A 19,076-nucleotide genomic window follows, 5' to 3' on the forward strand; every position below is an offset into this window, starting at 1 on the left:
AATCAATCAGGCAAAAATGTCCATTGGCACTATCTGTCACCCAGGCTGGTCTCGTTACACGGCCGAGACCATGCACCTGACCGTCCGGCCGCCAGCGCCGGTCTACTCGTCGCAAACCATCGCACCAATCTACCGGTGCGCTCGCCCCGCAACCAACCACCTCCATAGCCGCCGAGCATCGGCCCAGGTAAAGCCTGCGACCCACGTTTGCTGACGCTTGTCTGCGTTCTCACATCCCCGCTGGATGACCTGTGCACCGCGGCAACTGAGTGATGGATCACACCGATTGGTCTGCTGTGCTGGAGTGGGTGTTACCGGGCCCTGGCCGGGTCGTAGAGGTGCGACTGGGCGCAGTCGATGGACGTGGCCAGCGCGCGGCCGACCAGGATCACCGCGGCTTGACGCAGCCCGGCCGCCGCCACCTGGTCGGCGATGTCGGACAGGGTGCCGCGCAGCACGAGCTGTTCGGGTTGGCTGGCGCGATAGACGACGGCGACGGGGCAGTCGGTGCCGTACTCGGCGACCAGCTCCTGCGCGAGCACGCTGATCCGGGTGATCGCGAGATGCAGGACGAGCGTGGCACCGGTGGCGGCGAAGTTCGCCAGCGCCTCGCCGTGCGGCATCGCGGTGGAGCGCGCCTGGGTCCGGGTGAGGACGACCGACTGGACGACCTCGGGGACGGTCAGTTCGGTGCCGAGGGCCGCCGCCGCGGCCGCGTAGGCGGGAACGCCGGGGGTGATGTCCCACGCCACGTTGCGGGCGTCGAGTCTGCGGGTCTGCTCGGTGAGGGCCGAATAGAGCGAGGGATCGCCCGAACACAGCCGGGCCACGTCCTTGCCCGCCTCGGTGGCGCGCACGAGGTGGTCGATGATCTGGTCCAGGTTCAGGTGCTGGGTGTCGATCAGTTCGGCGCCGGGCGCGCAGTGGGCGAGGACCTCGGGGTCGAGGTAGGTGCCCGCGTAGAGGCAGACGGGGCTGTCGCGCAGCAGGTTGACCGCTCGCACCGTGAGCAGGTCGGCGGCGCCGGGGCCTGCCCCGATGAAGTGCACAGTCATAGTCGGGAGTCTAGGAGTGCCCCCGGCGCGGGGAGACAAGTAGGTTCTGTGTCGGACGGCAGGTGTCGGCGACGAGGAGACGGGGGTCCGCGATGCGGGTTTCGAGTAGGTCCGGTGGGGTGCGCGGCGCAGGCGCTTGCGCGGTCGTGGTCGTGGCGGCCACGCTGGCGACCGGGTGCTCGGGTGAGAAGGTCGCCGGTCAGGCGACCGCCACCGCGGACAGCTTCGCCCCGTCCTCGGACAACCGTGACCCCTCGCTACAGATTCGCGGCGTCGTCGTCACCGAGATCGCGCCCGGGCAGCAGCACGTGCGGCCGAACCAGCGAGTCGCCTACCCGTCGATCCCCCCGGTGGGCGGACCGCACGACGCCCAGTGGGCGGCCTGCACCGGCGTCGTCTATTCGAAGGCCCTGCGCACCGAGAACGCGGTCCACTCGCTCGAACACGGCGCGGTGTGGATCGCCTACGACCCCGCGAAGGTGAGCGCGCAGGATCAGGCGGCGCTGAGCGCCAGGGTCACCGACCGCCAGTACACCCTGATGTCGCCGATCCCCGACATGAACCACCCGATCTCACTGCAGTCGTGGGGTCACCAGCTCACCGTCGACTCCGCCACCGACGAACGCATCGACCAGTTCGTCGTCGCCCTCCGCGAAAACCCGTACACCACCCCGGAAGTCGGCGCGACCTGCTCGTCTCCGCTCTTCGACCGCACCGATCCCCCGCCGTACGACCCCACCCCGCCTGGCCCCGACGCGGTCCCGATGACCGGCGCCCGCTAGCCCGTCATATCGAACTGCGCGATGATCTTCGTCGGCCGCACCCGCACCACGAGTTCGCCCGCGACCCCGTTGCGCTGGCCGAATTCCTCCGCCTTGTCCGGACCCATGTACCGGGCCGCGATGGCGGTAGCGGTCCGCACGAGCTCATCGAGATCTTCGGACAGGGTGACCGTCCCCTGCACCTCGACCAGCGCGTACGGCGGCTCCTCGAGGTCGACGCACACCGCGACCCGCGGATCACGCGCGAAAGCCCGCCCCTTGGCCGTGTTCTTACCCGTATTGAAAACCACCTCGTCACCTTCGACGACGAACCACACCGGCGTCACCAGCGGACGCCCGTCCGCCGCGGCGAACGCCACCTTGCCCGTTCGCGTTCCATGGGAAAGAAATTCGCGCACCTTGGGATCAGACAGAGAGGCCATACGCCCAGGGTAAGCGCAGCGGCGGCGGCGCCGAAGGTGAATCAGCATGTCGACAGTTAGATCGCGCCGCTTTCGCGGGCTGTGGCGACGGCGGAGGTGCGGGACTTCACGCCGAGTTTGGCGTAGATGTGGACGAGGTGGGACTTCACGGTGGTTTCGCTGAGGAAGAGTTGTTTGGCTATGTCGCGGTTGGAAAGGCCGGCGGCTACCAGGCGGAGGACTTCTACCTCGCGGGGGCTGAGGGTGGTGTCGGCTCGGCGGACTCGGGTCATCAAGCGGGAGGCGACGGTTGGGGAGAGCACGCTCTCGCCCGCTGCGGCGGCGCGGACGGCGGCGAGGAGTTCGGTGGGTGGGGTGTCTTTGAGGAGGTAGCCGACGGCTCCCGCTTCGATGGCGCCGAGGATGTCGGCGTCGGTGTCGTAGTTGGTGACGACGAGGACGTTCGGCGGGGTGGGCAGGGCGCGCAGGTCGGCGGTGGCGGAGGCGCCGGAGCGACCGTCGCCGAAACGCAGGTCCATCAAGACCAGGTCGACGGAGGTGGCGGCGCAAAAGGCCACTGCCGCATCGGCATTCGCGACATCGCCGACGACGGTGATGTCGGCGGCGGAGTCGAGGAGTGCGCGCAGGCCCGCACGGACGATGGCGTGATCGTCGGCGAGGAGAAGTCGGATCATGAGGCCGCGCCGAGCGGGAAGGTCACCGACACTGCGGTGTGGCCCGGTTCGGATTCGACGGTCATCGCACCGCCTTGCTGCTCGACGCGGCTGCGCATGGCGGCGAGGCCGAACGCGCCGGATCGGCGGTGGCGCAACATATCCGGCTCGATGCCGATGCCGTCGTCGACGATGTCCAAGTGCGCGTCGGTGTCGTCGTAGGTGAGGGTGACCCGCATGCGCTCAGCCTGCGCGTGCTGCACCACATTGGCTACCGCGCTCTGCGCGATCCGCACCAGCGCCGCCTCGACCGGCATCGGCAGTCGCTCCGGCTCACCCTCGACGAGCAGCTGCGTGGTCAGTGTCGGCGACTGCGCGCGCAGACAAATGCGTTCCAGCGCTTCGGCCAGTGATTGCCCGTCCAGCGCGGCGGGGGACAATTCGTCGATGAGCCTTCGGGTTTCGGCCAGGTCTTCGGCGGCGGTCTCGCGCGCGAGCCGAATACGGTCCAGCGCAGGATGATCCGGTGCGGCCTGCTCAGCGCTGTGCAGGAGCAGTTGGATGCTGCTCAGGCCCTGGGCGACGGTGTCGTGGATCTCCTTCGCCAAGCGTTCGCGCTCGGCGAGCTTGCCCGCTGTCCGTTCCTGTTCCGCGAGAATCGCCCTGGTGCCGATCAATTCGTCGATCAGCCGCTCGCGCTCGACCGCCTCACGACGCAGGGCCTGGTAGCCGAGCCCGATCCCGATCGCCACGAGCGCGCCGAGAACAGGCCCCACCACTGCACCCGCGGACCAACCACGATGCGCCGCGAACCCGATCACACCGACCGCCGTCGCCGACACCACCGCGACCAGATTCCACGGCCGTGGCAACAGGTGCAGGTAGACGAAGAACAGCCCGAACGCCAGGTAGACCGCATCAGCGGTGAGCGTGAGCATGACCAGCCACAACACGGTCAGAGCCGCCAGCCACACCCACACCGCCGCATCGGGATACGCAGGCGAACGTGAGCGCGGGAACTCGGTCCCCGCGAAATACACCAGCAACCACACCACCGTCAGCGCGACCACCGCGATACCGTGACCGCCGCCGCCGGGCAGCAACGCGCGCACCGCGACCACCACCGCCAGCACCGTCACCAGCACATGCAGGCCGAAGCGCAGGGTGGTGACCACCGGGGTCAGGGGGGACGAGTGCACGTCGACCAGCTTATGTGCGGCAACCACGCGGGCATCCATCGAAAGATGTAAACGCCGCCAGACCTTGGATGGACGGCGATTCGTGCGCCGGTGCGATGGCGTCGACGGACGAGAACGACAGAGTGGAGTCATGTTCGTCGCACTCCGAGATCTGCGGGCCGCCCGTGGCCGCTTCCTGCTCATCACCACCGTCGTGTTCTTGGTGGCGGTGCTGGTGAGCTTCCTCAGTGGCCTCACCGCTGGGCTGGCGCACCAGAACATCTCCGCTGTCCAGGGCATCGACGCCGACCGGGTCGTTTTCGCCGAAACCGGGGCCGACCCGTCGTTCGACTCCTCGGTGCTCACCGAGCAGCAGATCGCGCAGTGGGAATCGGCGGACGCGACCCCGATCGGCATCTCGCGCACCAGGGCCGAGCACGCGGGTGCGAGTCCGACGCAGGTCGCGTTGTTCGGCGGCGACCCATCGGCATTCAGCAATCGCCCTGCTACCGCTCCCGGCGCCGTGGTGCTGAGTTCGGCGGCGGCTCGCGAGCTGTCGGCAGGCACCGGCGACGTCGTGCTGCTGGCAGGGCACGAGTTCACCGTCGCCGACGTCGCCGGCGACGAGTGGTACAGCCACACCCCCGTGATCTGGACGAGCCTGCAGGACTGGCAAGCGGCCAGCCCGCGCGCCGGTGCCGCGACCGTGCTCGCGGTGACCGGCGAGGCCCCCGGCGGCCTCGACGCCGAAGCAGGCACGCACTCGCTGCCCGCGAAGGATGCCGTCCAGGCGATCGGCTCCTACCAGGCCGAGAACAGCTCACTCACCCTGATGACCGTGCTGCTGTTCGCCATCTCGGCCCTGGTGATCGGCGCCTTCTTCACGGTCTGGACCGTGCAGCGCCAACCCGATATCGCCACCTTGAAGGCGCTCGGCGCGACCACCGGTTCCCTGGTCCGTGATGCCCTCGCCCAGGCCGCGATCGTCCTGACCGCGGGTGTCACGGCGGGCCTGGCGATCACCGCCCTCGCCTCACTGTTCCTGGGCGAGGCGATGCCTTTCGTGCTCAGCCCCGCGACAACCTTGGTCCCCGCGCTGGCCCTGATCGTCCTCGGCCTGGTCGGCGCCGCTGTCGCCCTGCGCTTCCTGTTCACCACCGACCCACTGACCGCGCTCGGCGCGACCCGCTGACGATCCCATGACGACCGTCGCCCGCACCGATGCCGCAGTCGCGCTGCCGATCCACCGCACCGCGCGACCGAACGAAGGATCCACTGTGGCACTCACTCTCACCGACGTGACCCTCACCTACCCCGACGGCACCGACCGTCTCACCGCCCTCGACCGGGTGAATCTGCACGTGCCCGGCGGCACCATCGCCGCCGTCACCGGCCCGTCCGGTTCTGGCAAGTCGAGCCTGCTCGCCGTCGCCGCGACCCTGATCCGACCCGATTCGGGCACGGTCGTGCTCGACACCGAGTCCGGCACCACAGATCTCGCCACGCTGAGCCGACGAGCCGCGGCGACCGCCCGCCGCAAGTCGATGGGCATCGTCTTCCAGCAGCCGAACCTCATCCCCTCGCTGACCGCGATCGAGCAACTGGAAGTCACCGCCCACCTCGGCGGCCCGAAACGCGCATCACGCCACGCGACCAGTACCCGCGCGAGAGAACTTCTCGACGCGGTCGGCCTGACCGACCACGCTCACAAACGCCCCGCCCAGCTCTCCGGCGGCCAGCGCCAGCGCGTCAACATCGCCCGCGCCCTGATGAACGACCCGGCCCTGCTCGTGGTCGATGAACCCACCAGCGCGCTCGATTCCGAACGCGGCGCCGCGATCATCGCCCTGATCACCACCATCGCCCGCGAACACCGAGCCGCCACCATCCTGGTCACCCACGACCCGACCCACCTGCACATCATGGACGCGGTCTACCGCATGACCGACGGCCGCCTCACCACGGTCTCCGTCCCCGCGCCTGCCTGACGCCTGACCGTGCTGCCGCTGGACTCTCGGCCCCGTCATCCGCCGGGCGAGAGTCCAGCGCGCCCGTTCGGCGCAGCGGACGACGGCGGGCAGACTGGGTCGATGAGCGATCCGAGGCATCTCGTCGTGGTGGATGCGGCCAATGTGATCGGGTCGCGCGCCAACGGATGGTGGAAGGACAGGGCGGGTGCTGCTCGGCGATTTCTCGCCGACGTGGCGGACCTGACTACCCGGCTTCCTGACAACACCGAAGTCACGGTCGTCCTCGAAGGGGCGGCCAAGGCCGCTGCCGACGGTGCCGCGCCCACCGCGCCGCGGATGGAGGTGGTCCTCGCCGAGCGCTCGGGCGACGACAAGATCGTGGACGTGGTCGCCGGGGCCGACTCCGTCGAACGGATCACGGTCGTCACCGCCGACCGCGAGCTCCGCACCCGTGTCGAAGCCCACGGCGCCGGATCCGTCGGCCCCGGCTGGCTCTGGAACCAGCTCGACCCACCCGGCGCCGAAGCGAACTAGCCGGCCGTCAACGCCGCCAGGGCCATCTGCCGCAGCACCGGCCGGGCCCTCGACGCACTCGCCGCGGAGGCGCTGTGCGGGGTCGAGTTGATCAGGCCGAAGGCGGCGTGGGCTTGGATGCGGGCGGTTTCCTCGGGGAGCCCGGGGGTCAGTTCGCGCAGGACACCAACCCAGATCTCGACGTACTGGCGCTGGGTGCGACGCAGGACGCGGCGGTCGTTGGCGGGGACATTGTCGAGGTCGCGGTCCTGGATGCGGATGAGCTCGGGGTTGCCGAAGGCGAAGTCGAGGTGGAAGTCGACCAGCGCGGTCAGCGCCGCAACGGCCGACGGCGATTCGTCGACGACGGCGCGACCGCCCGAGAGCAGACGCTCACTGATGCCGACCAGGAGTTCGACCAGCAGCGCCTCTTTGTTCGCGAAGTGCCGGTAGACGGCGGGGCCGCTGATGCCGACCGCCGCGCCGAGGTCGTCGAGCCGCACGCCGAAGAAGCCGCGGTCGGCGATGAGCCGGGCGCCCGCGGCCAGCAACTGCTCGCGCCGCTGGGCCTTGAGCTGCTCGCGGCGGGTCGCCTGGACAGGCTCGGTAGTCGACATCGTGGCCGCCCCCTCTGGACAACTTGGTTAGTCAAGATTAACCTGAATTTCAGTTATTAGCGATTAACCGAATGGGAAGAGTGGCGTGATGACGGTTACGCACGAGACCGACGACGGCACCGTGGCCGCGACGAGCAACCGGGACGCGCACGGCGCCCTGGTCGCGGATCTGCGGCAGCGGCTGGCCACGGCCGCCCTCGGTGGTCCGCAGAAGTCCCGCGAACGGCACGTGGCCAGGGGCAAGCTGCTCCCCCGCGAGCGCGTCGACCAATTGCTCGACCCCGGTAGTCCGTTCCTCGAACTGTCCCCGCTGGCGGCCAACGGCATCTACGGCGACGAGTGCCCCGGCGCGGGCGTGATCGCCGGCATCGGCCGCATCGCGGGCCGCGAGTGCCTGATCCTGGCCAACGACGCGACGGTCAAGGGCGGCACCTACTACCCGATCTCGGTGAAGAAGCACCTGCGCGCGCAGGAGGTGGCCGCGCAGAACAACCTGCCGTGCGTGTACCTCGTGGACTCCGGCGGCGCCTTCCTGCCGCACCAGGACGAGGTGTTCCCCGACCGCGAGCACTTCGGCCGCATCTTCTTCAACCAGGCGAACATGAGCGCCAAGGGCATCGCCCAGATCGCGGCGGTGATGGGTTCGTGCACCGCCGGTGGCGCGTATGTGCCCGCGATGGCCGACGAGGCCGTGATCGTGCGCGACCAGGGCACCATCTTCCTGGGCGGCCCGCCCCTGGTGAAGGCGGCGACCGGCGAGATCGTCACCGCCGAGGACCTCGGCGGCGGCCTGCTGCACTCACGCACCTCCGGGGTCACCGATCACCTGGCCGACGACGACCGCGACGCACTGCGGATCGTCCGCAATATCGTCGCCACGCTGGGCCCGCGCCCCGAAGCACCGTGGGAGGTCCTGCCGAGTACCCCGCCCGCCAAAGCCGAGGACGAGCTCTACGACGTGGTGCCCGTCGACCCGCGCACGCCCTACGACGTGCACGAGGTGATCGACCGGATCATCGACGGCGAGAGCGGCTTCCAGGAGTTCAAGGCCGAATACGGCAAAACCCTGATCACCGGGTTCGCCCGCATTCACGGCCATCCGGTGGGCATCGTCGCCAACAACGGCGTGCTGTTCGCCGAATCCGCCATGAAGGGCGCGCATTTCATCGAGCTGTGCGACAAGCGCAAGATCCCACTGCTGTTCCTGCAGAACATCACGGGCTTCATGGTCGGCCGTGACTACGAGGCCGGCGGCATCGCCAAGCACGGCGCGAAGATGGTCACCGCGGTCGCGTGCGCGCGGGTGCCGAAGCTCACGGTCGTGATCGGCGGTTCCTACGGCGCGGGCAACTACTCCATGTGCGGGCGCGCGTATTCGCCACGCTTCCTGTGGATGTGGCCCAACGCGCGCATCTCGGTGATGGGTGGCGAACAGGCCGCGTCGGTGCTGTCGACGGTGCGCGGTGATCAGCTCGACAGCGCGGGCAAGCCGTGGTCCGAGGCGGATCAGGAGGCGTTCAAGGCCCCGATCCGCGAACAGTACGAGACCCAGGGCAACCCCTACTACGCGACCGCGCGCCTCTGGGACGACGGCGTGATCGCGCCGACCGATACCAGAACCGTGCTCGGTCTTGCCCTTTCGGTGTGCGCGCAAGCGCCGCTCGAACCCGTTTCCTACGGCGTCTTCCGGATGTGAGCGACATGCTGAACAAGAACCATCTCGTCGAATTCGACACCGTCCTGGTCGCCAACCGCGGCGAGATCGCGGTGCGTGTGATCAAGACCCTGCGCGACATGGGCATTCGCTCGGTCGCGGTGTACAGCGACGCCGATGCCGACGCACGCCACGTGCGTGAGGCCGATGTCGCGGTGCGGCTCGGACCGGCGCCGGCGCGCGAGAGCTACCTGTCGATCGAGAAGGTCGTCGATGCCGCCGTACGTTCGGGTGCGCAGGCGGTACACCCGGGTTATGGCTTCCTGTCGGAGAATTCGGCCTTCGCGGCGGCACTGGCCGATGCGGGCATCGTGTTCCTCGGCCCGCCGGCCAAGGCCATCGAGGTGATGGGCGACAAGATCACCGCGAAGAAGACGGTGACGGCGTTCGGGGTTCCGGTGGTGCCCGGCATCGCCGAACCCGGCCTGACCGATGACCAATTGATCGCCGCCGCAACGGACATCGGTTACCCGGTGCTGGTGAAGCCGTCGGCAGGCGGTGGCGGCAAGGGCATGCGCCGGGTCACCGACCCCGCCGATCTGCCCGCCGCGCTGGTGAGTGCCCGGCGCGAAGCCGCTGCCGCGTTCGGCGACGACACCCTGTTCCTGGAGCGGTTCGTCAACCGGCCCCGCCACATCGAGGTGCAGATCCTGGCCGACAAGTTCGGCAATGTGGTGCACCTGGGTGAGCGCGAATGCAGCTTGCAGCGCAGGCATCAGAAGGTGATCGAGGAGGCTCCCTCACCGCTGCTGGACGCGCAGACCAGGGCCCGGATCGGCACCGCCGCCTGCAATACCGCCCGCAGCGTGGACTACGTGGGCGCGGGCACCGTGGAGTTCATCGTCTCGGCCGACCAGCCCGACGAGTTCTTCTTCATGGAGATGAACACCCGTCTGCAGGTGGAACATCCGGTGACCGAGATGGTCACCGGTGTCGACCTGGTGGAATGCCAGGTGCGGGTCGCCGCGGGCCAGAAACTGGCGCGCACCCAGGACGAGATCCACCTCGTCGGGCACGCGATCGAAGCACGGGTCTACGCGGAGGACCCGGGTCGCGGGTTCCTGCCGACCGGCGGTGCCGTGCTCGCACTGTCGGAGCCGGAAGGCGCCGGCGTGCGGGTGGATTCGGGACTCTCGGTGGGCACCGTGGTCGGTAGCGACTACGACCCGATGCTGTCGAAGGTGATCGCGCGCGGCAATACTCGCGCCGACGCGCTCGCCGCGCTGGACCGCGCGTTGGAACAGACCGTGCTGCTTGGCGTGACGAGCAATATCGAATTCTTGCGTTTCCTGCTCGCCGACGATGATGTACAGGCCGGCCGTCTCGACACCGCGCTGCTGGATCGCCGCGTCGCCGACTTCGTACCCGCCGAGGTGACCGACGACGAATTCATCGCCGCCGCGACACATCACTGGTTGCGACGCTGGCCCGCCACCGGCGGCGACCCCTGGTCGACCCCGTCGGGATGGCGCCTCGGCGAACCCGCCCCGACATCGATCAGACTGTCCGCGGGCGACCAGGCGCGCCACGTGTTCATCACCGGCACACCGGCTTCGGCGACCGTGTGGCTCGACGAGCCGGAGTCCGGCGAACCGGCGAGTCACCCCGAACCGCGCACGCTCACCGCCACCGTCTCGGCCGACGGTCTCGCGTCGACGCTCGACGGGCTGCGACGCACCTACCGCATCGCCGAGGCCGACGGCCAGCTGTGGGTGAGCCACGACGGCGGTCTCGCCGTGCTGCGCGAGGTCGCCGAGGCGAGCGTGCGTGGCGACGCCGCCCACGTCGGTGACGCCGAAATCCGCAGTCCCATGCCGGGTTCGGTGATCGCCACGCCGGTCGAGAACGGCGCGACCGTCGCCGTCGGCGATCCGGTGATCGTGATCGAGGCCATGAAGATGGAGCACGCGCTCACCGCGCCGGTGGCAGGCACGGTGGAGGTGCTCGCCCTCCCCGGCGCCCAGGTGAAACTGGACCAGGTGCTGGTGCGCGTCATCGCCCACCCCGCAGAAACCGTCGTCGCGGCAGCCGCGACCGAACCCGCCGTCGCCGAGACCGCCGCGGCACCGACCGAGCCCGAAGGAACCCCCGCATGACCGACTACCTGTCCACCGGTTCGCTGCCGGAGGAATACCGCCAGCTCGCCCTCACCGTGCGCGATTTCGCCAACCAGGTCGTCGCGCCGGTGTCGGCGAAACACGATGCCGAACACAGCTTTCCGTACGAGGTCGTGGCGGGTATGGCCGAGATGGGCCTGTTCGGCCTGCCGTTCCCCGAGGAGTTCGGCGGCATGGGCGGCGACTACTTCGCCCTGTGCCTGGCGCTCGAGGAACTCGGCAAGATCGACCAGAGCGTGGCCATCACCCTCGAGGCGGGGGTGTCGCTGGGCGCCATGCCGATCTACCGCTTCGGCAACGACAAGCAGCGCACCGAATGGCTGCCCCAGCTCACCAGCGGGCAGGCGCTGGCGGGCTTCGGACTCACCGAACCCGACGCGGGCAGCGACGCGGGCGGCACCAGGACCACCGCCGTGCAGGACGGCGAGAGCTGGGTGATCAACGGCAGCAAGCAGTTCATCACCAACTCCGGCACCGACATCACCCGCCTGGTGACCGTCACCGCGGTCACCGGACAGGCAGGCGGCAAGAAGGAGATCTCCACCATCCTGGTGCCGACCTCCACCCCGGGTTTCGTGGCCGAGCCCGCCTACAACAAGGTCGGCTGGAACGCCTCCGACACCCACCCGCTGAGCTTCACCGATGTGCGGGTGCCGCAGGAGAACCTGCTCGGCGAGCGCGGTCGCGGCTACGCCAACTTCCTGCGCATCCTCGACGAGGGCCGCATCGCCATCGCCGCGCTGGCCGTCGGCGCCGCGCAGGGCTGTGTGGACGAGAGCGTGCGCTACGCGGGTGAACGCCAGGCCTTCGGACAGGCGATCGGCCGCAATCAGGCCATCGCGTTCAAGATCGCCCGGATGGAGGCGCGGGCCCATGTCGCGCGCACCGCCTACTACGACGCCGCCGCGCTGATGCTGGCGGGCAAGCCGTTCAAGAAGGCCGCTTCGATCGCGAAGATGGTCGCCAGCGAGGCCGCGATGGACAACGCCCGCGACGCCACCCAGATCTTCGGCGGCAACGGCTTCATGAACGAATACCCGGTGTCGAGGCACTACCGTGACAGCAAGATCCTGGAAATCGGCGAGGGCACCACGGAGGTACAGCTGATGCTGATCGCAAGGGAGCTGGGTCTGTGAGCGAAGGTAGGCGGGTGGTCCAGCGCGGGCTGTGGTTCGAGGAGTTCGAGATCGGCACGATCTACGAGCACCGGCCCGGCCGCACCATCACCGAGGCCGACAATGTCCTGTTCACCACGCTGACCATGAACACGCAGGCCCTGCACCTGGACGCGGCCTTCGCCGACGCGCAGCCGCCGTTCAACCAGCGCCTGGTGAATTCGATGTTCACGCTGTCGACCCTGGTCGGGCTCTCCGTCGCCCAGCTCACCCAGGGCACGCTGGTCGGCAATCTCGGTTTCTCCGAGATGACCACGCCCGCACCGCTGTTCCACGGCGACACCATGTACGCGGAAACGCTGGTCACCGACAAGCGCGAATCCAAGAGCCGTCCCGGCGAGGGCATCGTCAGCCTGGCCCACACCGCACGCAACCAGCACGGCGTGATCGTGGCGACCGCGATACGCAAGACACTGGTCCGCAAGGCGCCGCAGGCATGAGCGGCCACCCGCCGAAAGGACGCAGTATGAGCTGGCAGCCGAGTGGTCCCGCGTGGCTGTTCTGCCCGGCCGATCGCCCCGAACGCTTCGCCAAGGCCGCCGCGGTGGCCGATGTGGTGATCCTCGATCTCGAGGACGGTGTCGCGGCGGGTGACAAGACCGCGGCCAGGCAGGCGCTCATCGACACCCCGCTCGACCCGCAGCACACCGTGATTCGGGTCAACGCGGCCGGCACCGACGACTACGCGGCCGATCTGGCCGCGCTCGCGCAGACCGCCTACCGCCGGGTCATGCTGCCCAAATGCGAGTCGGCCGACCAGGTTCGCAGCCTCGACGGCTACGAAGTGATCGTGCTGGTCGAATCGCCGCTCGGCGCGGTGCGGATCACCGAGTCGGTGCAGGCAGACAATGCCATCGGCGTGATGTGGGGTGCCGAGGATCTGGTCGCCGGACTCGGTGGCAACTCGAGCAGGCACGCCGACGGCAGCTACCGCGATGTCGCCCGTCAGGTGCGTTCATCGACGCTGCTGGCGGCCAAGGCCTTCGGGCGCTTCGCGCTGGACTCGGTGTACCTCGACATCAAGGATCTCGACGGCCTCGCCGCGGAGACGAGCGATGCGGTCGCCGTCGGATTCGACGCCAAGGTCGCCATCCACCCGAGTCAGGTCGCCGTGATCCGCGATGGCTACGCACCCGACCCCGCCGAGCTCGACTGGGCGCATCGAGTGCTGGCGGAGGTGCCCAACCATCGCGGCGTCTTCGCGTTCGAGGGCCGTATGGTCGACGCACCGGTGCTCCGGCATGCCGAACAGATCGTCCGGCGCGCAGGCGTGCCCAGCTGATCATCGGGTAATCCACCCCCCGATACACGAAGTAGTCCAGTTCGAGGAGGACATCGGAGTGCAACCGCAATGGGTACCGAGCGCGCAGGACATCGCGTCGGCCCGAATCACCGACTTCGCCGCCTTCGTCACCACGCGAACCGGCGACCCGTACCCCGACTACCAGGCCCTGTGGCAGTGGTCGGTGGACGACGTCGCCGGCTTCTGGCAGGCCGTGTGGGACTACTTCGAGCTCGGCGAGACCGCCGGTGAGGTGCTCGGCTCGCGGGAGATGCCGGGCGCGCAATGGTTTCCCGGCACCCGGCTGAACTATGTCGACCAGATCATCCGGATGGCCCAGTTCGGCCGCCCCGCGGTGATCGCCCTGCACGAAGAAGCCGAGCCGCGGGAGGTGTCGTGGGCCGAATTGATCGAACAGGTCACGGTTTTCGCGCGCACCTTGCGTGAGCAGGGCGTCGAGGCGGGCGACCGGGTGGTGGGCTACCTGCCCAATATTCCGGAAGCGATCGTCGCCTTCCTCGCCACCGCCAGTATCGGCGCGGTGTGGAGCGCCTGTGGTCAGGACTACTCGGCCAAGGCCGCGCTGGACCGGCTCGGCCAGCTCGACCCGACGGTGCTGGTCACCGCCGACGGCTACCGGTTCGGCGGCAAGGAACACGACAAACGGGCCGACATCGCGGCACTGCGCGACGGGCTGCCCGGCCTGCGCGCCACCGTCGTCGTCTCGCAACTCGGACGCGAGGTACCCGACACGCTGTCCTGGACGGACTCGGTCGCCGATGCCGGACTCGGTGTCATCGAAACCGTCCCCGTCGATTTCGATCATCCGCTGTGGATCGTGTTCTCCTCCGGCACCACCGGGCTGCCCAAGGGCATCGTCCACGGCCACGGCGGCGTGCTGCTCGAGCATCTGAAAGCCGTAGCGCTGCAATCGAACATGGGCCCCGAGGACACGTTCTTCTGGTACACCAGCCCGAGCTGGATGATGTGGAACTTCCAGGTAGCGGGTCTGCTCACCGGCACCACCGTCGTCACCTACGACGGCAGCCCGACCGCGGGCGGGCCGGATGCGCTGTGGCGCATCGCCGCTCAGGTGGACGCCACCGTTTTCGGGACCAGCCCCGGCTATGTTCTCGGCTGTGTCAAGGCGGGATCGGTGCCACGCGCCGAGCACGACCTCTCGGCCCTGCGCTCCGTGGGTATCACCGGTTCGTCGCTACCGGTGTCGAGCGCGCTGTGGTTGAACGAGAATGCCGGAGAGCATGTTCAGGTGAACTCGATCAGCGGCGGCACCGATGTGGTGTCGGCGTTCGTCGGTGGCGCCCCGACCGTGCCGGTATGGCCGGGTGAGCTGTCGGCGCCGTATCTCGGCGTCGCCCTCGATGCCTTCGACGAGCAGGGCAACCCCGTGCGCGGCGAGGTCGGCGAGCTGGTGGTCACCGCGCCGATGCCGTCGATGCCGGTGAGCTTCTGGCGCGACGACGACGGAAAACGCTACCACGCGGCCTATTTCGACACCTACCCCGGCGTATGGCGCCACGGCGACTGGATCACCCTCACCGAACACGGCAGCATCGTCGTGCACGGTCGCTCCGATTCGACGCTCAACCGCCACGGCATCCGCATGGGCAGCGCCGACATCTACCAGGTCGTCGAACAGTTTCCGGAGATCGCCGAGGCCCTGGTGATCGGCGCCGAACAACCCGACGGCGGCTACTGGATGCCCCTGTTCGTCGTGCTCGCCCCCGGCGCGGCACTCACCGACGACCTGAAAACCCGTCTCGCCACCGCGATCCGCACCGAGGTCTCCCCGCGCCACGTTCCCGACGAGATCCGCGAAGCCCCCGGCATCCCCCACACCCGAACCGGCAAGAAGCTGGAAGTCCCCATCAAAAAGCTCTTCCAGGGCGCCGATCCCGCTCGCGTCGTCGAACGCAGCGCCGTCGACGACCCCGCACTCCTCGACTGGTATGCCCGGATAAGCCCACCCGACAAGGGCTAATACACTTGAACTATGAATGTCAGCGAGTCTCGTGGGGCGCGTGGGGTAGCTGGGACTGAAGTTCGGCGGCGGCCGAAGAATCGCCGGGCGCAGATCGCGGCGTCGTCGGCGGTGGCGTTCGGCGCAGCCGGATATCACGGGGTGAGTATGGAGGACATCGCGTCCGGGCTGGGAATCAGTTCGGCCGCGCTGTATCGGCACTACCCCAGTAAGTACGCGTTGTTCCGGGAGGAGTTACTTCGGGTCGGGCAGGCGTTCACGGCGTCGATCGTGGTGTCGGCCGAAGACACCCTGCCCGCGGCGCAACGGTTGCGGCACATGCTGACCGGGCTGATCGGCGCGACCGTCGAGAATCGGGCGACGGTGCGGCTGGTGCGATGGGAGGGCCGCTACCTCGAGCCGGCGGATCGGGTGGTGCTCGATGAGCAGCAGGGTTCGGTGCTGGTCGCGCTCGACGAACAGCTGGCGATCCTGCGTCCCGAATTGACCACGGCCGAGCGGCGTATGGTCTCCACGGCGATTCTCGGCGTGGTCACCAGCATCGCCGATCATCACGCCGCGCTGCCCCTTCGCACGCTGAACAAGTTGCTCGGCTCGGCGTGTATGGCGCTCACCGACACCGCGTTGCCGCCTGCCGCAATCGTTTCGGAGCAGGGTGCCCGCGCCCAGATTCCCGACTCGTTCAAACATGAACTGCTGCTGCGCAAAGCGGTGGAGCTGTTCCACAAACGCGGCTATCCGAATGTGAGCGTGGAGGACATCGCCTCGGCGGCGGGATTGTCGGCGGCGTCGGCGGTGTACCGGTTCTATCGCGGCAAGAGCGACATCCTCGCCGCGGCGTTTCGGCGCGCGGCCGACCGGGTGTCGGGGGCGATCGGCCCCGCGGTGGCGAGCACGCCCGACAGCGGGGCCGCGCTGGACGTGCTGGTCGAGCAGTTCGTCGCCGACACCTTCGACGAGCGAGCGCTGGCCGTCGTCTACTACGCCGAATTCGGGCACGTGCCCGCCGAGGAACGTGCCGTCCTGCGCAATATCCAGCGGTTGAGCGTGCAGGAGTGGGCGCGGCTGGTGCGCGATATGCGGCCGGAGCTCTCCGCGGCCGAGGCGCGTTTCCTGGTGCACGCGGCGTTCGCGATGGTCATCGACCTCGGTCAGCGCTTCGGCGACGACCCGATCGCCGGCCGGGCCAGGGTCGCATTCCTGATGCGGCGGGTGCTGCTCGGTTGAGGCAATTCACCCGTTGTGTATGAGGCGGTGCGTTGCTGACTCGTCATACGCTCGGCGATCAAGCCTTCGAACGGAGCGTGCATGGATTCTCGCGCGAGCGCGCTGACCAGGCGATCGTTGCTCGGGCTCGCCGCCGCGGCCACCGCCGCGGCGGCGTTGCCCGGATGCGGTGACGCATCGGTTCCCGAGCCGATCCGCACCACCGGTCGCCCGGATCTGCTCGCCCGGGCGATCGACGCCTACATCTACGGCTATCCGATGATCCTGCTGGACATGATGCGCGCGGCGAGCGGGCCGATCAACGGCTTCGATCACAGCGTGCTGCCCGATCCCGACGATCGCGGGGTGGCCAGGCTCAGCCACGACATGGTGTATTCGCAGGCGTGGCTCGATATCACCGAAGAGCCGATCGTGCTCCAGATCCCGGGAATGGAACCCGACCGGTTCTGGCTGTTCCAGCTGGTCGACGGGTGGGCGAACACCGTGCACGACCTGACCAGCAAGACCCCGCGAACCACCGTGGACGCCGACGGTCCACCCTTCACCTACGTCCTCACCGGGCCGCAGTGGTCCGGTGTACTGCCCGCGAACGTGACCCGGCTGCACATGCCGTCGTCGATGTGCACGATCGTCGCGCGGGTCCAGATCAACGGCACCGGGGACGCGCCGACGGTCAACCAGTGGCAGGAGAAGATGAAGCTGATCCCGCTCAGCGCGTGGGATCGCGGTGAGCTCGCCGGGACGGTCAGCCGCGTCCACGCGATAGACCGTGGACCGGAGCCACCGACGAAGCGGATCGCCGCGTTGGACGGCCGCACCTATCTCAACCGCCTGTGCCGGCTGATGCTCACCGATCCCCCCGCTGCCGCCGACGCGCCACTGATGACGCAACTGGCCACGATCGGTGTCCAGCCCGGCGGGGTCCTCGACGACCAGCCCGCCGAAATCCTCGACGAGGCGGTGCGCCAAGCCCACCGCCGCATCGCCGACTGGACAGACCCCACCGCCCGCTCCGTCAACGGCTGGGAGATCCCCGTCGACCTCGGCACCTTCGGTACCGACTACCTCCGCCGCGCGGCCACCACCAAGCGCTCCCCCGCCCTTGCCCCCATTCGTGACGTGCTCTACGCGAACCGCGACGCCCCCACCACCGACGACCGGGGCAACCCACTGCGCTACCGCATCCGCTTCGAACCGGGCCGATGGCCTCCTGTCCACGCCTTCACCTCGATCACCGCCTACGACACGCAAGGTTTCCTGGTCCCCAACCCCGACACGATCTACTCGGTAGGTCACTTCCCCGCCGTTGTCCCCGCCCCCGACGGATCTGTGGAACTAGCCGTCCAGCACCAGGACCCACGTCCCGCCGTCCCCACCGGCAACTGGCTCCCCATCCCCGCCACCGGCGACTTCTCCCTCACCCTCCGCCTCTACGCACCGCGCGAGAACGCCCTCGACGGAAAGTGGGAGCCGCCGCCGATGACCCTGGTCGACTGAGCCGGGCACGGATTGTCCGATCACCCGAACTCGACAACGGTGCCGTTCTCGATCGACACCCTCGCGGCCTCGAACAGCAGCAGCCAGGTGATCAACTCCCGGTCGAACGGGTGCGACGAATCGCTGTCCAGCATCGTCCGGATCCTGCCGATCTCGGCGTCGGAGAGCACACCATCGACTAGCTCGACACCCAAATACGGTGCGACATAAACGAGTTCGCGCATCAGCGCAGTGCTCGACCCGACCATGCCACCGGCGATGTCGACATCCTCGCCGACGAAAAGCACGTCGTCGAAATCGACCGGTACGTAGAACCCTTCGCAATCCGAATGGCAGATCAGGTGGGAGTCGAAGGTGGATCCGACCAGGTTGATGGCTGGATCATCCGAAGCGCTGTCTCCGTCGGCGACGGGTGTCAGCGGCTGCTCAGGATACTCACGCGCTAAGGCATACGCGCGTCGCAGATAATGCACGAAAGAGTAGGGCACGCTCCCTATCCGAGCGCGGTCCACCGCCGGTCCCGCAACCCTCGGCTCGTCGTGCGGAGCAAGCCCCTCCCGCACCAGTAGCTCGCTGAGCGCACGCAGTTGCTCGGTCAACGCATCGAGATACTCCGGGTCACTCCCGTCTGCCACGGCAAAGGCCAGCCCCCCGGTTCCCACTGAAAGTCCCATAGCCGCAAAGCTAGTCCGACCGTCTGACAGGTACCCGCACCCCGCTACGGTCAGACTCTTCCAGAGCCTGCAGCTCGGCGTCAGAATCACGATGGCAGCGGACGCAGCTATCCGTTAGGGGGTCCGGTCAGCATTGGACGACATTGCATCGCTCACAGCAATTGCCCTGGTCGGCGCCTTCGTCGCCGAAATGGCCAC

The 19,076-nt window shown here is 68.4% G+C and carries 18 protein-coding genes; 12 read left to right on the forward strand and 6 right to left on the reverse strand.

Annotation, left to right across the window (positions count from 1 at the left end; translation table 11 throughout):
* Window positions 1-311 precede the first annotated feature (311 nt).
* The gene (gene cobM / locus ACFQ9R_RS13850; RefSeq protein ID WP_378990847.1) at window positions 312-1,055 is read right to left on the reverse strand and encodes a precorrin-4 C(11)-methyltransferase; all 744 of its coding nucleotides are present in this window, start codon (window positions 1,053-1,055) and stop codon (window positions 312-314) included.
* A 92-nt stretch (window positions 1,056-1,147) separates the two neighbouring features.
* Between cobM and ACFQ9R_RS13855 the strand changes: the two genes are divergently transcribed.
* The gene (locus ACFQ9R_RS13855) at window positions 1,148-1,837 is read left to right on the forward strand and encodes a DUF3105 domain-containing protein (protein ID WP_378990848.1); all 690 of its coding nucleotides are present in this window, start codon (window positions 1,148-1,150) and stop codon (window positions 1,835-1,837) included.
* Here ACFQ9R_RS13855 and ACFQ9R_RS13860 read toward each other — a convergent pair.
* From ACFQ9R_RS13860 to ACFQ9R_RS13870, 3 genes are read right to left on the reverse strand one after another with little or no spacing between them, the layout of a single operon-like run.
* Complete coding sequence (locus ACFQ9R_RS13860; RefSeq protein WP_378990850.1) at window positions 1,834-2,259, reverse strand: PPOX class F420-dependent oxidoreductase; 426 nt, start codon at window positions 2,257-2,259, stop codon at window positions 1,834-1,836. The genes ACFQ9R_RS13855 and ACFQ9R_RS13860 overlap by 4 nt on opposite strands.
* Window positions 2,260-2,315: 56 nt before the next feature.
* On the reverse strand, window positions 2,316-2,933 hold the full coding sequence (locus tag ACFQ9R_RS13865) for a LuxR C-terminal-related transcriptional regulator (protein WP_378990852.1): 618 nt from the start codon (window positions 2,931-2,933) through the stop codon (window positions 2,316-2,318).
* Window positions 2,930-4,111 carry a sensor histidine kinase gene (locus ACFQ9R_RS13870; protein WP_378991228.1) on the reverse strand — a complete coding sequence of 394 codons (1,182 nt, stop codon included), beginning with the start codon at window positions 4,109-4,111 and terminating at the stop codon, window positions 2,930-2,932. Before ACFQ9R_RS13870 ends, ACFQ9R_RS13865 begins: the two co-directional genes overlap by 4 nt.
* Before the next feature lie 130 nt (window positions 4,112-4,241).
* Here ACFQ9R_RS13870 and ACFQ9R_RS13875 point away from each other — a divergent pair, with 130 nt between their 5' ends.
* From ACFQ9R_RS13875 to ACFQ9R_RS13885, 3 genes are all read left to right on the forward strand, one after another.
* Window positions 4,242-5,282: an ABC transporter permease gene (locus tag ACFQ9R_RS13875; protein ID WP_378990853.1), complete on the forward strand. Its 1,041-nt coding sequence runs from the start codon at window positions 4,242-4,244 to the stop codon at window positions 5,280-5,282.
* An 85-nt stretch (window positions 5,283-5,367) separates the two neighbouring features.
* The gene (locus ACFQ9R_RS13880; RefSeq protein WP_378991229.1) at window positions 5,368-6,078 is read left to right on the forward strand and encodes an ABC transporter ATP-binding protein; all 711 of its coding nucleotides are present in this window, start codon (window positions 5,368-5,370) and stop codon (window positions 6,076-6,078) included.
* Between the two features lie 102 nt (window positions 6,079-6,180).
* A complete protein-coding gene (locus tag ACFQ9R_RS13885) occupies window positions 6,181-6,594 on the forward strand; it encodes an NYN domain-containing protein (RefSeq protein ID WP_378990854.1) in 414 nt (137 codons plus the stop codon).
* Here the strand turns inward: ACFQ9R_RS13885 and ACFQ9R_RS13890 are convergent.
* On the reverse strand, window positions 6,591-7,190 hold the full coding sequence (locus ACFQ9R_RS13890) for a TetR/AcrR family transcriptional regulator (RefSeq protein WP_378990855.1): 600 nt from the start codon (window positions 7,188-7,190) through the stop codon (window positions 6,591-6,593). The two genes, ACFQ9R_RS13885 and ACFQ9R_RS13890, sit on opposite strands and share 4 nt — an antisense overlap.
* 88 nt (window positions 7,191-7,278) lie before the next feature.
* Between ACFQ9R_RS13890 and ACFQ9R_RS13895 the strand changes: the two genes are divergently transcribed.
* From ACFQ9R_RS13895 to ACFQ9R_RS13930, 8 genes are all read left to right on the forward strand, one after another.
* Complete coding sequence (locus ACFQ9R_RS13895; RefSeq protein ID WP_378990857.1) at window positions 7,279-8,886, forward strand: carboxyl transferase domain-containing protein; 1,608 nt, start codon at window positions 7,279-7,281, stop codon at window positions 8,884-8,886.
* A gap of 5 nt (window positions 8,887-8,891) precedes the next feature.
* Complete coding sequence (locus ACFQ9R_RS13900; RefSeq protein WP_378990859.1) at window positions 8,892-11,000, forward strand: biotin carboxylase N-terminal domain-containing protein; 2,109 nt, start codon at window positions 8,892-8,894, stop codon at window positions 10,998-11,000.
* Window positions 10,997-12,157, forward strand: a complete 1,161-nt coding sequence (locus ACFQ9R_RS13905) for an acyl-CoA dehydrogenase family protein (protein WP_266293533.1) — start codon at window positions 10,997-10,999, stop codon at window positions 12,155-12,157. The genes ACFQ9R_RS13900 and ACFQ9R_RS13905 overlap by 4 nt, the downstream gene beginning before the upstream one ends.
* Entirely contained in the window at window positions 12,154-12,636 is a 483-nt protein-coding gene (locus tag ACFQ9R_RS13910) for a MaoC family dehydratase (protein ID WP_378990861.1), read from the forward strand. Before ACFQ9R_RS13905 ends, ACFQ9R_RS13910 begins: the two co-directional genes overlap by 4 nt.
* Window positions 12,637-12,662: 26 nt before the next feature.
* Window positions 12,663-13,478, forward strand: a complete 816-nt coding sequence (locus tag ACFQ9R_RS13915; protein ID WP_378990862.1) for an HpcH/HpaI aldolase/citrate lyase family protein — start codon at window positions 12,663-12,665, stop codon at window positions 13,476-13,478.
* 58 nt (window positions 13,479-13,536) lie between these two features.
* Window positions 13,537-15,480 (forward strand): acetoacetate--CoA ligase, encoded by a 1,944-nt coding sequence (locus ACFQ9R_RS13920; RefSeq protein ID WP_378990864.1) that lies wholly within the window; start codon window positions 13,537-13,539, stop codon window positions 15,478-15,480.
* Between the two features lie 12 nt (window positions 15,481-15,492).
* Window positions 15,493-16,707 carry a TetR/AcrR family transcriptional regulator gene (locus tag ACFQ9R_RS13925; RefSeq protein WP_378990867.1) on the forward strand — a complete coding sequence of 405 codons (1,215 nt, stop codon included), beginning with the start codon at window positions 15,493-15,495 and terminating at the stop codon, window positions 16,705-16,707.
* A gap of 81 nt (window positions 16,708-16,788) precedes the next feature.
* Window positions 16,789-18,204: a DUF1254 domain-containing protein gene (locus ACFQ9R_RS13930; protein WP_378990868.1), complete on the forward strand. Its 1,416-nt coding sequence runs from the start codon at window positions 16,789-16,791 to the stop codon at window positions 18,202-18,204.
* 20 nt (window positions 18,205-18,224) lie between these two features.
* Here the strand turns inward: ACFQ9R_RS13930 and ACFQ9R_RS13935 are convergent, their stop codons facing one another.
* On the reverse strand, window positions 18,225-18,878 hold the full coding sequence (locus ACFQ9R_RS13935) for a hypothetical protein (RefSeq protein ID WP_378990869.1): 654 nt from the start codon (window positions 18,876-18,878) through the stop codon (window positions 18,225-18,227).
* Window positions 18,879-19,076 lie beyond the last annotated feature (198 nt).

The organism is Nocardia sp. NPDC056541 (assembly GCF_042794235.1).
GTDB lineage: Bacteria > Actinomycetota > Actinomycetes > Mycobacteriales > Mycobacteriaceae > Nocardia.

Excerpts from the sequence above, each read along its gene's own strand:
- cobM (WP_378990847.1), bottom strand. The coding sequence starts at position 1,055 with ATGACTGTGCACTTCATCGGGGCAGGCCCCGGCGCCGCCGACCTGCTC.
- ACFQ9R_RS13855 (WP_378990848.1), top strand. The coding sequence starts at position 1,148 with ATGCGGGTTTCGAGTAGGTCCGGTGGGGTGCGCGGCGCAGGCGCTTGC.
- ACFQ9R_RS13860 (WP_378990850.1), bottom strand. The coding sequence starts at position 2,259 with ATGGCCTCTCTGTCTGATCCCAAGGTGCGCGAATTTCTTTCCCATGGA.
- ACFQ9R_RS13865 (WP_378990852.1), bottom strand. The coding sequence starts at position 2,933 with ATGATCCGACTTCTCCTCGCCGACGATCACGCCATCGTCCGTGCGGGC.
- ACFQ9R_RS13875 (WP_378990853.1), top strand. The coding sequence starts at position 4,242 with ATGTTCGTCGCACTCCGAGATCTGCGGGCCGCCCGTGGCCGCTTCCTG.
- ACFQ9R_RS13885 (WP_378990854.1), top strand. The coding sequence starts at position 6,181 with ATGAGCGATCCGAGGCATCTCGTCGTGGTGGATGCGGCCAATGTGATC.
- ACFQ9R_RS13890 (WP_378990855.1), bottom strand. The coding sequence starts at position 7,190 with ATGTCGACTACCGAGCCTGTCCAGGCGACCCGCCGCGAGCAGCTCAAG.
- ACFQ9R_RS13895 (WP_378990857.1), top strand. The coding sequence starts at position 7,279 with ATGACGGTTACGCACGAGACCGACGACGGCACCGTGGCCGCGACGAGC.
- ACFQ9R_RS13900 (WP_378990859.1), top strand. The coding sequence starts at position 8,892 with ATGCTGAACAAGAACCATCTCGTCGAATTCGACACCGTCCTGGTCGCC.
- ACFQ9R_RS13905 (WP_266293533.1), top strand. The coding sequence starts at position 10,997 with ATGACCGACTACCTGTCCACCGGTTCGCTGCCGGAGGAATACCGCCAG.
- ACFQ9R_RS13915 (WP_378990862.1), top strand. The coding sequence starts at position 12,663 with ATGAGCTGGCAGCCGAGTGGTCCCGCGTGGCTGTTCTGCCCGGCCGAT.
- ACFQ9R_RS13925 (WP_378990867.1), top strand. The coding sequence starts at position 15,493 with ATGAATGTCAGCGAGTCTCGTGGGGCGCGTGGGGTAGCTGGGACTGAA.
- ACFQ9R_RS13930 (WP_378990868.1), top strand. The coding sequence starts at position 16,789 with ATGGATTCTCGCGCGAGCGCGCTGACCAGGCGATCGTTGCTCGGGCTC.
- ACFQ9R_RS13935 (WP_378990869.1), bottom strand. The coding sequence starts at position 18,878 with ATGGGACTTTCAGTGGGAACCGGGGGGCTGGCCTTTGCCGTGGCAGAC.